Source organism: Pseudomonas sp. LS-2, assembly GCF_003605735.1.
In the GTDB taxonomy this organism is placed as follows: Bacteria; Pseudomonadota; Gammaproteobacteria; order Pseudomonadales; family Pseudomonadaceae; genus Aquipseudomonas.
Map to the genome: position 1 here is coordinate 505,921 of NZ_QXTJ01000015.1, position 13,567 is coordinate 519,487.

Annotated in this window: 11 protein-coding genes; 7 read left to right on the top strand and 4 right to left on the bottom strand. The window is 60.6% G+C overall.

The features are described from left to right. Positions 1-166: 166 nt before the first annotated feature. The 3 genes from D3M70_RS10640 to ptsP are packed head-to-tail and all read right to left on the bottom strand — an operon-like array spanning position 167 to position 5,719. Entirely contained in the window at positions 167-1,903 is a 1,737-nt protein-coding gene (locus D3M70_RS10640; RefSeq protein WP_120125710.1) for a PTS fructose-like transporter subunit IIB, read from the bottom strand. A 13-nt stretch (positions 1,904-1,916) separates the two neighbouring features. Then, the gene (gene pfkB / locus D3M70_RS10645; protein WP_120125711.1) at positions 1,917-2,858 is read right to left on the bottom strand and encodes a 1-phosphofructokinase; all 942 of its coding nucleotides are present in this window, start codon (positions 2,856-2,858) and stop codon (positions 1,917-1,919) included. Next, a complete protein-coding gene (gene ptsP / locus D3M70_RS10650) occupies positions 2,858-5,719 on the bottom strand; it encodes a phosphoenolpyruvate--protein phosphotransferase (protein WP_120125712.1) in 2,862 nt (953 codons plus the stop codon). The genes pfkB and ptsP overlap by 1 nt, the downstream gene beginning before the upstream one ends. 333 nt (positions 5,720-6,052) lie before the next feature. Here ptsP and cra point away from each other — a divergent pair, with 333 nt between their 5' ends. The 6 genes from cra to D3M70_RS10680 all read left to right on the top strand — a co-directional run bounded on the left by cra (position 6,053) and on the right by D3M70_RS10680 (position 10,834). Then, complete coding sequence (cra, locus tag D3M70_RS10655; protein WP_120125713.1) at positions 6,053-7,048, top strand: catabolite repressor/activator; 996 nt, start codon at positions 6,053-6,055, stop codon at positions 7,046-7,048. Beyond that, positions 7,045-7,830: a TatD family hydrolase gene (locus tag D3M70_RS10660; RefSeq protein WP_120125714.1), complete on the top strand. Its 786-nt coding sequence runs from the start codon at positions 7,045-7,047 to the stop codon at positions 7,828-7,830. The genes cra and D3M70_RS10660 overlap by 4 nt, the downstream gene beginning before the upstream one ends. A gap of 94 nt (positions 7,831-7,924) precedes the next feature. Continuing rightward, positions 7,925-8,353, top strand: coding sequence for a low affinity iron permease family protein (locus D3M70_RS10665; RefSeq protein ID WP_120125715.1), 429 nt, complete (start codon positions 7,925-7,927; stop codon positions 8,351-8,353). A 103-nt stretch (positions 8,354-8,456) separates the two neighbouring features. Beyond that, positions 8,457-8,840: a Rho termination factor N-terminal domain-containing protein gene (locus D3M70_RS10670; RefSeq protein ID WP_120125716.1), complete on the top strand. Its 384-nt coding sequence runs from the start codon at positions 8,457-8,459 to the stop codon at positions 8,838-8,840. Between the two features lie 118 nt (positions 8,841-8,958). After that, positions 8,959-10,080 carry a DUF3182 family protein gene (locus D3M70_RS10675; protein ID WP_120125717.1) on the top strand — a complete coding sequence of 374 codons (1,122 nt, stop codon included), beginning with the start codon at positions 8,959-8,961 and terminating at the stop codon, positions 10,078-10,080. Next, on the top strand, positions 10,064-10,834 hold the full coding sequence (locus tag D3M70_RS10680) for a S9 family peptidase (RefSeq protein ID WP_120125718.1): 771 nt from the start codon (positions 10,064-10,066) through the stop codon (positions 10,832-10,834). The genes D3M70_RS10675 and D3M70_RS10680 overlap by 17 nt, the downstream gene beginning before the upstream one ends. Before the next feature lie 71 nt (positions 10,835-10,905). On the opposite strand, the gene D3M70_RS10685 is transcribed toward D3M70_RS10680, so the two are convergent. Then, a complete protein-coding gene (locus D3M70_RS10685) occupies positions 10,906-12,120 on the bottom strand; it encodes a zinc-dependent alcohol dehydrogenase (RefSeq protein ID WP_120125719.1) in 1,215 nt (404 codons plus the stop codon). Between the two features lie 348 nt (positions 12,121-12,468). Here D3M70_RS10685 and D3M70_RS10690 point away from each other — a divergent pair, with 348 nt between their 5' ends. Then, a complete protein-coding gene (locus D3M70_RS10690) occupies positions 12,469-13,473 on the top strand; it encodes a ketopantoate reductase family protein (RefSeq protein ID WP_165869769.1) in 1,005 nt (334 codons plus the stop codon). Positions 13,474-13,567: the final 94 nt, after the last annotated feature.

Below are 13,567 nucleotides of genomic sequence, written 5' to 3' on the forward strand. Positions count from 1 at the left end.
ATACCAGAGCAAGGAAACTAACAACGCAATGTTGGGGGAGTGTGACAGCACAAGAGTATTGTGGAGGCGGTTCCATCGCCATCGCGGGCAAGCTCGCTCCTACAGATGGGACCGCTCCTACTGTAGGAGCGCGCTTGCCCGCGATGGCGTCGGGTGATTCCCCGGATCAAGCGCCCGCAGGCACCGCATCCAGCTCCGCCACTTCCGGTCGTTTCAATACCGCGTACAGCACGCCCGTCACTACGCTGCCGACGACGATTGCCAGCAGGTACAGCAAGGCATGGTTGATCGCATTCGGGATCAACAGCACGAACAGCCCGCCGTGTGGCGCCATGAGCTTGCAGCCGAAGAACATCGACAACGCGCCCGTGATAGCGCCCCCTACCACGCTGGCCGGAATCACGCGTAGCGGGTCTTTGGCGGCGAACGGAATCGCGCCTTCGGAAATGAAACACAGCCCCAGCACGAACGCCGCCTTGCCCGCTTCGCGCTCGCTCTGGGCGAACTTGTTGCGGGCAATGACACTGGCGATGCCCATGCCGATGGGCGGGACCATACCGGCCGCCATCGCAGCGGCCATCGGCGCATAACTCTGCGACGCCAACAGGCCCACCGAAAACGCATACGAGGCCTTGTTGATCGGCCCGCCGAGGTCGACGCACATCATCGCGCCGAGCAGCACTCCCAGCAGAATTGCGTTGGTGGTACCCATGCTGTCGAGGAAGTGGGTCAGGCCTTCAAGCATGCCCGCGACCGGTTTGCCGACCACGTAGATCATCACAAGGCCGGTGAACAGACTCGCCAACAGCGGGATGATCAGAATCGGCTTGAGCGCTTCGACGCTGGCCGGCAGCCTTGCGTAACGGTTGATTGCCGCCGCGCTGTAGCCCGCAAGAAAACCGGCGATGATGCCGCCAATGAAGCCTGCCCCCAGCGTGCTGGCGAGTAAACCTCCGATCATGCCCGGCGCTAGCCCAGGTCGATCCGCGATGGAATAGGCGATGTACCCGGCCAACAGCGGCACCATCAGTTTGAACGCCGCGTCGCCGCCGATCTGCATCAGTGCAGCGGCCAGCGTGCCTTGCTCCTTGAATGCCGTGATGCCGAATACGAACGACAGCGCGATGAGCAGACCGCCCGCCACCACCATCGGCAGCATGAATGACACCCCGGTCAGCAAGTGCTTGTAGACGCCGGTCTTTTCTTTCTTGGACGCAGGCTTCGAGGCCGAAGCGGTAGATTCAACTTCCGCCTCGGCCAAGGCTTTTTTCAGGGTCGCTTCCGATTGTTTCAGGGCGATGCCGGTGCCGCAGCGATAGATGCGTTTACCGGCAAAGCGCTCGGTCGCCACTTCGATGTCTGCCGCCAGCAGCACGACGTCCGCATCGGCAATCGCTTGTGCGCTGAGCGGGTTGCGCGCGCCCACCGAACCCTGGGTTTCAACGTGCAGGTCGTAGCCGAGTTTCTTCGCGGCCTGCTGTATCGCTTCGGCTGCCATGAAGGTGTGGGCGACGCCGGTCGGACACGCGGTCACTGCCACCAGCCGAGGCACGGCACCGGCAGCCGCCGCAGGTTCTGCGACGTCGCTGGCGACGTAGAGCGAAGCCAGTTCGCTCGCCGAACGCAGGAAACCATCGACATCCTGCAACGCCCTGGATGGCGTCGATTGATACAGGCGCTTGCCGGAAAACCGCTTCAGATCCAACGGACCGGTATTGACCACCAACACCCAGTCCGCAGCTTCGATATCAGCCCCTGATAGCTCTTTTTCCGGATGACGCGGGTCATGCACTTCGACACAGGTGCTCCAGCCTTGGCGCTGCGCGGCAGCATCGAGCAGGCGAGCGCTGAGGACACTGCTGATTTTGCCGTTCGGACAGGCCGTAACAATGGCTAACTTCATCACACTTCCTCTCTTATTTTTCGCTCAAGGTGCGCACGCTGACGCCACCTTCCAGCCGCTTGAGTTGCACCGTGTCATTGATGCCGAAACCGATCTGGGTCACGGCCATCGCCGCGATGGCCGTGGCTGTGCGCAGGGTCTGCTCGGGTGTGTTCCCCACCAGCAGGCCATGAACCATGCCCGCCAGAAGCGAATCGCCTGCGCCGACGGTACTGGCAACCGTGACCTTTGGCGGCAATGCCTGCAAGGCGACGTTAGCGCTGAACCAATGCACGCCTTCCGACCCTTGGGAAATCACCACATGCTCGATACCGCGCTGACGTAATGCAGCGGCAGCCTCGGCCTGAGCGGCGATGGAAATAATTGGTGCGTCCAGCGCGTCGGCCAGCTCTTCGGTGTTGGGCTTGATCATCCACGGCGAGGCTTCGAGGCCTGCGCGCAAGGCGGCGCCACTGGTATCCAGCGCCACTTTCAATCCCATCGCATTGAGGCGCAGCAACAACGTTTTCAACCACTGGGCATCGATGCCACGGGGCAGACTTCCCGCCACCACGACGGCATCGAAATCGCCGGCAATCTGCTCAACCCGCGTCGCGAGCGCCTGTTGCGCCTCAGTACTGACCTCAGGACCCGGACCGTTCAGGTCGGTGATCCGGCCATTGCTTTCGGCCAGCTTGATATTGCTGCGCGTCTCGCCGGGCACACGAACGAACTCATCGACGAAACCGCGTCTGGCGAACAGCGTTTCGAAAGGCTGTTGATTGTCGACGCCGAGAAAACCCGCCACCGTCAGCTCATGCCCCAGATCGGCCAGCACCTGCGCAACGTTGATACCTTTACCCGCTGCGTGGCAGAGCATCGCTTCGCTGCGGTTGACCTGGCCAACGTGCAAGGGGCCTAACTGGACGGTCAGGTCCAGCGCCGGGTTCATGGTCAATGTCAGAATTTTCGCCATCACAGCCCCTCCACGAGGGCACGCACTTCAGCGGCGCTTCCGACCGCCAGCACGGCTTGCGCCAGCTGTCGGGCGCCGATCACATTCAAATCGCGAACGCAGGCCTTAACCTCACCAACACTGCGCGCCGCGACACTCAACTCGTCCACGCCCAGACCAACCAGCACAGGGACTGCCAGCGGGTCCGCTGCCAGTTCGCCGCACACGCCCACCCATTTGCCGTGGGCATGAGCCGCGCGCACGGTAATGTCGATCAGTTGCAACACCGCCGGGTGCAAGCCATCGGCCTGCGCCGACAACGTCGGATGACCACGGTCGATGGCCAGGGTGTATTGGGTCAGGTCGTTGGTGCCGATGCTGAAGAAGTCCACTTCCCTGGCAAGCACGGGGGCCAGCAACGCGGCCGATGGCACCTCGATCATGATCCCCAGTTGCAGATCGGCCACCGGAATTTCCTGTCGCAGACGCTCGGTCATGTCCCGCGCCAGACGCCATTCTTCGACGGTGCCTACCATGGGAAACATGATTCGCAGCGGGCGGTTGTCGGCAGCGCGCAACAGCGCGCGCAACTGGCTTTCCATGACATCGGGATGTTGCAGGGTCAAACGGATGCCGCGCACGCCCAGGAAGGGATTCTCTTCCTTGTCGATGGGCCAGTACGGCAAGGGTTTGTCGCCACCGACATCCAGTGTCCGCACCACCAGAGGCCTGCCTTTGAGGTCGTCGAGCACGCGGCGGTACTCGGCTTCCTGCGTTGCCTCGTCCGGCGCCGAACTGTGGGCCATGAACAGCAACTCAGTGCGCAACAGACCGATGCCTTCGGCGCCCTGTTCCACTGCCGCCGGCGTACCGGCGCTGTCGCCGATGTTGGCGAAGACTTCGACCGGATGGCCGTCCTTGGTGATGGCCGGCTCCATTCGCAAGGCCGCAGCGGCCTTAAGACGCTGCTCGCGAGTGTCGCGATCGAGCAACGCCCGCTGTAGCGTCTGATGGTCCGGCGCGATGTCGAGACGCCCGCGCTGTCCGTCGATCAGCAGCATCGTGCCGGACTTGATCAGCAAGACTGAATCGCCAGCGCCGACCAACGCTGGAATCCCTAAGGCCCGTGCCACGATTGCACTGTGAGCGGTCGCACCGCCACGGGCGGTCAGAATGCCGGCAACACGCACCGGGTCCAGTCGCGCCACATCGGAGGGCCCGACCTCGTCCATCACCAGAATGTAGGGTTCTTCGGGCTCCACCAGATCGTCGACGCCACACATCTGCGCCAGCACGCGTCGTCCCACATCACGCAGGTCGGCGGCGCGCTCGGCGAGCAGCGCATCCTTGAGTTGTTCCTGCTGCTGCGCGGCGGCTTCGATCACGTTCATCCAGGCGGCGGCAGCACTTTCGCCTTGCTTCAAACGCAACGCGACGTCGTCGACCAGTTCAGGATCGTCGAGCATTTCCTGGTGAGTGATGAAAATTTCGCGAATGGCCTTGGCCGTACTGCGCTTGATCAGGCCTTCAATGTCCACGCGCACCTGGGCCAGTGCCGAATGCAGGCGCTCGTGCTCGGCGCTGTGGGATTCGCCACGCAGCGGGTATTCGAACACCGGCAACACATGCACGTGGGCGGGGCCAATGGCGATGCCGGGCGCAGCTGGCACGGCCTGGATATGCGAGCCGTGCGCAGGGGCCTCCAGGGTTTTCTCGACCACGGCAGCCATCGGCGTCGGTGCAACTTCCACGGGCAGCGGTTCGATATCTTCGCCCAGGCCCTCCAGCACTGCGGCGAGCAGCGCAGGCAACGCGTCATCGGCAATGGCGGGTTCTGCGATGAACTCCAGCGTCTGCCCGCGACGAACGCCCAGGCTCAACAATTTGCTCAGGCTTTTGGCGGACACCGGGTTTTCAGTGGCGTCGACGATGCGAACCCGGACATCGCCTTCGAAACCCTTCGCCAGTTGCGCAAGGATCTTCGCCGGGCGTGCATGCAGTCCGTGAGCATTGGCCAGCGCCACGCGCGCGCTGGGCCAGTCGGGCGGCACGTCACCGCCCAGCGCCTGCAACACGGCCCGGCTGCTGGTGGCCTGACCCAACTCGTGGCCGCGACCTTCGATCAGCAACGCGCAAAGACGCTCGAGCAATGCCTGATGGGATTCGCCCAGGCTCGCCAGACAGAAAAGTCCGGTCAGCGGCTGCCCCAGATGACGCATGGGTTTGTCCGGGGTCACGAAAGCCAACCCTGGCTTGTTGACCATCTGTTCGCTGTGCAGCCACCAAAGGCCATCGCCCAGCGGCAACGGTTCGACCTGTTGCAGCACCGCAGCGAAACCGTTGTTCACGCACTCGGCACGGCGCAACAGCCGAGCGCCACGCCACACCAACTCTTCGAAATCATCCACCGAAGCGCCCAGGCTGATCATCTGCGCATCCAGCGCCAGCTCTTGCGGCGCACCTTGCAACAGTTTGAGCAGCGCTTCGGGGGTTTGAGCCTGACGCAACGCTTCGCCCAGATCGGTTTCGCCAAGGGCGCGGGTCAGCAATTGCAGCAGGCGCAGGTGTTCGTCGGACTTGGCGGCGATGCCGATGGCCAGATAAACCCTCTGCCCGTCGCCCCAATCCACGCCCTGCGGGAATTGCATCAGACGCACGCCGGTCGCGAAGACCTGATCACGGGTTTGCGGGGTGCCATGGGGAATCGCGATGCCCTGCCCCAGAAAAGTCGAGCCCTGCTGTTCGCGGGCTTGCAAACCTTCCAGATAACCCGGGGCCACCAGACCATCGGCCACCAGCAAATCAGCGAGCAGTTGCAGCGCGGCGGGTTTATCCATAGCCGATTGGTCCATGGAAATTTGCTCAACGGTCAGTTCGAGCATGCCTTTCTCCTGTGCAGCGCAAAATCGCGCCTGATTTTTGTTGTAAGACCGCTCAAGACGGTCGATCACTGCAAGAAACGTTTGGCATCGGACCTACGTTTTTGCTCGATTACAGCAATAAACAGGCTTGCTGAATCGTTTAATCTAGATGGGCCGGCACGTTACTCGATAATCTCTGCGGATTGAAGCGCATCCGGTCGATTGGCGTAGGAAGATTCCTAAAAAATCGAGGACCTTCATTCATCGCGATGGTCTGCTGTAATGATGGCCGGGAATCAGTGAGAATCCACGGCGCCCTCAGGACTCTCTGCCGAAAATAAAAGGAACGTTGGCTTGAAACTCAGTGATATTGCGCGTCTGGCCGGTGTGTCCGTCACCACTGCCAGTTATGTGATCAACGGCAAGGCCGAACAGCAGCGCATCAGCAACGCGACGGTCGAGCGCGTGCGCGCGGTGGTCGAGGCCCACGGCTTCCGGCCAAACCCGCAAGCCGCCGGTCTGCGCAGCCGGCACACCCGCACGTTGGGCTTCATTCTGCCGGACCTGGAAAACCCCAGTTATGCCCGCATTGCCAAGCAACTGGAGCAAGGCGCTCGAGCGCGAGGTTATCAGTTGCTGATTGCCAGTTCTGACGACGATCCCATCAGCGAACTTCAACTGTTGCAGCTGTTCCGCGCCCGCCGCTGCGATGCCTTGTTCGTCGCCAGCTGCCTGCCCGCCAGCGACGACAGCTATCGCAAATTGCAACAGCAGGGCATCCCTGTCATCGCCATCGACCGCGAGATGGACCCGGAACACTTCTGCTCCGTGGTCAGCGATGACCATGACGCCAGCCAGCAACTGACCCGTAGCCTGCTGGAAATCCGCCCTAAACACATCGCACTGATCGGCGCCCGCCCTGAGCTGAGTGTCAGTAAGGCTCGTGCCAGCGGCTTCGAGGATGCACTGGGCCATTTCAAGGGTTCGGTGATCGTCGAGCATGGCGAGGCTTTCAGCCGTGACTGCGGCTTGCAGATTGCCGGACAGATGCTTGATCGACTGGGTTACTTCCCGGATGCGCTGGTGACCACGTCGTATGTTTTGTTGCAGGGTGTGTTCGATCTGTTGCAAGAGCGGCGCCTGAACCCGGATCAGCTTCATCTGGGCACCTTCGGCGACACGCAGTTGCTGGACTTCCTGCCGCTGCCGGTCAATGCCATGGCCCAGCAACATCATCTGATCGCCGAAAAAGCCCTGGCGCTAGCGCTGTCCGCCATCGAGCAGGATCAATACGAGCCCGGCGTGCATGCCATCGTTCGTACGTTCAAACAGCGCATTCACGAGGTCTGATCGTGACGCTGATCGACACCCACACACATCTGGATTTCGACGACTTCGATGCCGATCGCCAGACCGTGCTCAGTCACTGCAAGCAACTGGGTGTCGAGCGCATGGTGGTGTTGGGGGTCTATTATCGCAATCTGCAGCGGGTGTGGAATCTTGCGCGGACGGAGCCCCAGGTTTACGCCGCTTTGGGGCTGCATCCGATCTACCTCGACGAGCACCGCCCCGAACATCTGCACGCGTTACGCGACAGACTGTCGACACTGGCTGGTCACCCAAAGCTCTGCGCGGTCGGAGAAATCGGGCTGGATTACTACGTCGAGTCCCTGGACCGCGAGCGCCAGCTGGAGATCTTCGACAGCCAGTTGCAGATGGCCGCCGAATTCGACCTCCCTGCCCTGCTCCATGTCCGGCGCAGCCACGCCGACACCATTGCCACCCTGAAGCGCTTCAAGCTCAAGCGCAGCGGCATCGTTCATGCGTTCGCCGGAAGCCGTGAAGAAGCCAGGGAATACATCAAACTGGGCTTCAAGCTCGGGCTGGGCGGCGCGGCGACCTGGCCTCAGGCGTTGCGCATGCACCGGGTCATCGCTGAACTGCCGCTCGACAGCGTGGTGCTGGAAACCGATTCGCCTGACATGGCGCCGGCCATGTATCCGGGCGTGCGCAACAGCCCTGAACACCTGCCGCAGATCTGCGATGCACTGGCGAAGCTCATGGATATCTCCCCCGAGCGACTGGCCCGGGCCAGCACTGATAACGCCAACGAAATCTTCGGTTGGCAGTGAAGCACCGCTTGACTGAATTTACTTTGTAAAAAGAAATTTCAAAGATGACCAGTGGTCCCTTATCTATATCCCCTGATAGCTAAGGACACCGGTAATGAAATTCTCGAAGTTCGCACAGGCTCTGTCGAAATGGACCGGTAGCCCCCGGACCTTTCTGGTTGCTGTGCTGCTGATCTGCGCCTGGGCTGCGACCGGCCCGCTGTTTCACTACAACGACACCTGGCAACTGATCATCAATACCTCGACCACCATCATCACCTTCCTCATGGTGTTCCTGATCCAGAACACCCAAAACCGCGATACAGATGAGTTGCATATCAAAATCGATGAACTGCTTCGCGTGACCAAGGATGCACAGAATGCGGTACTGAGCCTGGATAACCTGGATCAGAAGGAGTTGCGCGAGCTGCGCAAGAAATACAAGGCAATGGGCGAAGATCACGACATGGATCACACCAAACCTTTTCCAAGATGTGATGCAGATGACGCAGGAGAAGATTCGGGCCAGATGGCCAACCATTGATCAGGCCTCAGGAACTACACGCCTCTACGGCCTTCTTAACCCATGAAGGCCGCAAAGCCTGCATGCCGGCTGGCGGTAAGAAAATGATTCGGGAGAATGAAAAATGCCCACTCAAAACAAAGACAAATACACCACCGAGCAGAAACGCAAAGCCGCTCATATCGAGGACAGCTACGAGTCCAAAGGCGTTTCCAGAGGTGAGGCTGAAGCCCGGGCGTGGGCCACGGTGAACAAGCAGTCAGGCGGCGGTGAAAAGAAAGGCGGCTCTGGAACGAAGAAGCCAGCCAGCGCCAAAAGCCATGACCGCAAGGATTCCGCCAAACGTGCTGTTTCGGCAAAGCACGGCTCGCCACGCAACACGAGCGGTCAGTCACTTGACTCACAGACCAAAGTAGATCTCATGCAGCGCGCACGGGGGTTGAACATCGCCGGCCGCTCAACCATGACCAAGCAGGAATTGATCAGCGCGATTCGTAAGGCCGCTTAGTGATCTGTAGGTTGGCTTTTGTAAGAGCACCCCTGCCCGCGATAGCGTCCAGATCCCGGGCCAGCGCGCTCCTACAGGGATCTCCACGACTTGCACAATTCCAACAGGGAGTTCGCCTATGAGCGGATCACGCAGCACTGCAAAGTCTGAAGTTGTTCTGCTGGCTACACACAAAAAACTGGCTACCCATGAAGTAGCTGTCCAACAAGCACTGGGCAGTCGCATCGCGAAGCTGTTGGGCGCGACGTTTGCTGGCGAATATGACCCAGTGCTGCATAAGGACCATGCGGTTTATTACATCCCTTCCGACACGTTGATCGGCAAAGAGAAAGGCGAGGCGCTGAATATTCGTACCGCCGATGACTTCTTCGGCGGCCTGATCGATCACCCGTTCATGGCAACCAAAGCCATCTCTCACCCTTTGCTCAAAGACGCCACGGCCAAACCCAGCGGCTGGTCCGAGCGTTTTTGTGAAGCCGCAGGCGACGCAGTGCTGACCGGCTTCAGCGTATTCAACGAAGCCGACGCACGACGCGCGGGCCGTCAGTTGCTCAAGGATGGCCCGGTGCGCCTGAAGCCGGTGTTGGCAACCGCGGGGCGGGGCCAGGTCGTGGTGACCACAGAGGCCGATCTGGACAAGGCCATCGCTGAACAGGACATGACTGAGGTTGAGCAGTGGGGACTGGTGCTGGAAGAAGACCTGCATGACGTCATTACCTACAGCGTTGGCCAGGTTCAGGTCGCAGGCATCGTGGTCAGCTATCACGGCACCCAAAGCCTGACCCAAGACAACAATGGCGAAACCGTCTATGGCGGCTCACAGCTGTGGCTGGTTCGGGGTGACTATGATGAGCTGCTCAGACTCGATCTCGAAGAGGATGTGCGGCGTTCGGTCAATCAGGCGATGAGCTACGAAAAGGCGGCCCTGGATTGCTTTCCCGACTTCCTCGCCTCACGACGCAATTACGACATCGCCCACGGGACCAATTCGCGAGGCGAAGTGTGTTCCGGCGTGCTGGAACAGTCCTGGCGTATCGGCGGAGCCAGTCCGGCCGAAGTGGAAGCCCTGATGGCGTTCGCTGCCGACCCTGCCTTGCAGCGCATTCGCGCCTCCAGTCACGAAATCTACGGGCAGACCACGTTGCCCGCCGATGCTCATGTTCTCTACGAAGGCGACGATCCAGAGGTCGGCCGTATCAGCAAATTCACACAGGTCCAGCCTTATGACCGTACGCAGTGAAACCATCGATATCAGTGTCAGCGACGACCACATTTCCGGCACTATCCTGACGCCTGGCGCAAAGATGCCGGGCATCCTTTTCGTTCATGGATGGGGCGGCAGCCAGCAACGGGACCTGGCCCGGGCCAAGAACATCACCGGCTTGGGTTGCGTGTGTCTGACCTTCGATTTGCGCGGCCACGAGCGCACCCATGAAATGCGCGCTTCGGTTTCCCGCGAACACAGCATGGAAGACTTGCTGGCCGCGTACGACCGCCTCGCCAGCCATCCGGCTGTGGATAACAATGCCATCGCGGTGATCGGCAGCAGCTATGGCGGTTATCTGGCGACCATTCTCAGCGGCATGCGCCCGGTACGCTGGCTGGCGCTGAGGGTGCCCGCCCTGTACTGGGACGCCGACTGGGACATGCCCAAGCAGGCGCTGGACCGCGACAAACTCGCGCACTACCGCCGCTCGGCCGTGACCGCTGCCGATAACCGCGCGCTGGCGGCGTGCAAGGATTTCAAGGGCGATGTCTTGCTGGTGGAATCGGAACAGGATGATTACGTGCCTCACGCGACGTTGATGAGTTACCGAACGGCGTTCGATCTGGCGCACTCGCTGACGTATCGCCTCCTCGATGGTGCCGATCACGGCTTGAGCAGCGACAACAGCCAGCACGCCTACACCACATTGCTGACCGACTGGATCAGCGAAATGGTCATTGGCTCTCGTCTTGTGGATTACCCGCATCATTCAGCGGCATATTCGTGAGTGCATCCCACAAATGGAGGCGCGGTGGGTCAGTTGACTCACCGCGGTCGCGCACATAAACGGGTAGCGTCTTACAACAGTTCAGCATCATTGGCCGACGCATCTACCCGACTGTCGAACCCTGGCGTGAGGATGATCTTGCGACAGTCTTCCTCTCGCTTGTCGAAGATCGCGTACCCATCGGCAGCCTCTTCCAGCGACAGTCGGTGGGTGATAATGGCCTCGGGGGCCAAAGCACCCTCCTCGATCAGCTTCAACAATTGCGGCAAATAACGGTGGACGTGGGTCTGGCCCATCTTGAACGTCAGGCCTTTATCGAAGGCATCACCGAACATGAAGCCGTGGATGAAGCCTGCGTACACTCCGGGCACGCTGACGGTCCCGCCGCGCCGAACTGCCGCGATGCATTGGCGCAGAGCCTTGCCGCTGCTGCCTTCGAGTTTGAGTGTGGCGAGGATGGTTTCCGTGGTGCTGCCCTTGGCTTCGAAACCCACGGCATCGATCACACCGTCGACACCGCGCATGCCCGGGGTCTGACGAATGATGGTGTCAGCGGGATCGTCGTCTTCATCGAAATTGATCGGGATCACCCCATACGTGAATTGCGCGTACGCCAGGCGATAGGCGTGGTGATCGACCATGAAGATCTTCTCGGCGCCGAGCATTTTCGCGCAGGCCGCGCTGAGCAGCCCTACGGGCCCTGCGCCATAGATCGCAACGCTCGAGCCTTTGCCAATCCCGGCATTGACCACCGCCTGCCATGCAGTGGGCAGGATATCGGAGAGAAACAGTACCTTCTCGTCAGCCAGGGTTCCCGGGACCTTGAATGGCCCGACATTGCCTTTCGGCACCCGCACGTACTCCGCCTGCCCACCCGGCACGCCCCCGTACAGATGGCTGTAGCCGAACAGCGCAGCTCCCGGGGCAATGGACTTTTTGTTGAGAATCGCGCCACGGCCGGTGTTAGTGGTTTCGCACGCTGCAAAGGCCTCCATCTGGCAGAAAAAACAACTGCCGCACGCGATCACGAACGGAATCACCACGCGATCGCCCGGCCTGACGGCGGTGACCTGGGGCCCGACTTCCTCGACGATCCCCATGAATTCATGCCCGAAAATATCGCCGTGTTCGGTGGCGGGAATCTTGCCGCGATAAAGGTGCAGATCCGAGCCACAGATGGCCGTTGCCGTGACCTTGAGCAACACGTCGTCGGGTTCCTGAATGATCGGGTCGGCAACGGTTTCGACGCGTACGTCGTGAGCGCCGTGATAAGTCAGTGCACGCATGAACATCTCCTTGTCTTGCAGGCAAAACCGCAGAGGCAAACGGCTTCTGAGAAGCATGAAATAAGGATAGGCGCGGACACTGTGAAGTTCAGGGAGGTGGATATGAGGTGACCAGCGGGAGAGTTTTGCTTGCTCCGCCCCTATAGCGGTCCGGCTTGCCGGCGGTAGCGCATTCAGAATCGCCACCGCCGGCAAACGGAACACCGCCCGGCCGGACTGCTACGAGTAATTCCATCAGTGTGCAACTCAAACCCTTCACCGCAAATTCATTCAAGGGAAGGCGTGCGCTCCCGATGGAATTCAGGCGATATTGAGCATCGAATACAGTCTCGCTCATCGGGAGTCATCATGAGTTCTTCCCCCCTGCGCATCTGCATCGCAGGCGCTGGTGCCATCGGTTGCACCCTAGCGGCGCGTATCGCGTTGACCGGGCGAGCGGTCAATGTGTTCGCCCGCGGCCGCACACTCGCGGCCCTGCAGCGCAATGGCATTCACCTTCAGGATCTGCACGGGCGCCATCATGTGCAGGTCACCGCCAGCGACAGTGCCGAAAAACTTGGCGAGCAGGACGTGCTGTTCCTCTGCACAAAGGCGCCATCGTTAAGCGGACTGCTACCCAACATCGGGCCGTTGATCGGCCCGAACACCGTCGTCGTGCCGGTCATCAACGGCGTGCCCTGGTGGTATTTCCATGGTGAAGGTGGCCGTTTCGACGGCAACCGGGTGGAGACAGTCGATCCCGATGGCCGCATCACCGACACCCTGGATTTGCACAAGGTCATCGGTTGTGTCGTCTTCATCACCGCCCAGAGTTCCGCCCCGGCCGTGGTGAAAACTCACAACCCGTATCGCATCATCTTCGGTGAGTTGAACAACGAGCTGACGCCACGCCTTGAAAGTCTGCGCGCGTTGATTGAGAGCGCTGGCATCGAAGCCCAGGGCACCGACCGCATTCGCGATCAACTGTGGACAAAAATCATCGCCAACCTGACGTCCAACCCTGTCTCTGTGGTGACCGGCGCAACGCTGGAGCAGATTTATGGCCTGCCGGACATGCGTGAACTGGCGCTGGCGACCTTCAATGAAGCGCTGCAAGTCGCCGCCGCGTATGACGCCAAGTTGAGCATGGAACCGACAACCTTCATGCAATTCGGTGCGAGCATGGGCCCGGTGCGCACCTCGATGCTGCAGGATTTCGACAAGGGTTTGCCGCTTGAACTGGCGGCGATTGGCGATGCGGTACTGGAGTTGGCAGCGAAGGTGAACATCCCGATGCCGATCACGAAAAGCGTGCTGACACTGGCAAGATTTTGCGGGGAGCATGCGCACCATAAGGAGCATGGGCGGCATTGAAAGAAGGGCAAATCGAGAATGTGCAGGAGCGCGCTTGCCCGCGATGGCGTGGTGTCAGACAACGCATTAGCTGTAGACAGACCGCCATCGCGGG

Excerpts from the sequence above, each read along its gene's own strand:
- D3M70_RS10640 (WP_120125710.1), bottom strand. The coding sequence starts at position 1,903 with ATGAAGTTAGCCATTGTTACGGCCTGTCCGAACGGCAAAATCAGCAGT.
- pfkB (WP_120125711.1), bottom strand. The coding sequence starts at position 2,858 with ATGGCGAAAATTCTGACATTGACCATGAACCCGGCGCTGGACCTGACC.
- ptsP (WP_120125712.1), bottom strand. The coding sequence starts at position 5,719 with ATGCTCGAACTGACCGTTGAGCAAATTTCCATGGACCAATCGGCTATG.
- D3M70_RS10665 (WP_120125715.1), top strand. The coding sequence starts at position 7,925 with ATGAAATTCTCGAAGTTCGCACAGGCTCTGTCGAAATGGACCGGTAGC.
- D3M70_RS10670 (WP_120125716.1), top strand. The coding sequence starts at position 8,457 with ATGCCCACTCAAAACAAAGACAAATACACCACCGAGCAGAAACGCAAA.
- D3M70_RS10675 (WP_120125717.1), top strand. The coding sequence starts at position 8,959 with ATGAGCGGATCACGCAGCACTGCAAAGTCTGAAGTTGTTCTGCTGGCT.
- D3M70_RS10680 (WP_120125718.1), top strand. The coding sequence starts at position 10,064 with ATGACCGTACGCAGTGAAACCATCGATATCAGTGTCAGCGACGACCAC.
- D3M70_RS10685 (WP_120125719.1), bottom strand. The coding sequence starts at position 12,120 with ATGCGTGCACTGACTTATCACGGCGCTCACGACGTACGCGTCGAAACC.
- D3M70_RS10690 (WP_165869769.1), top strand. The coding sequence starts at position 12,469 with ATGAGTTCTTCCCCCCTGCGCATCTGCATCGCAGGCGCTGGTGCCATC.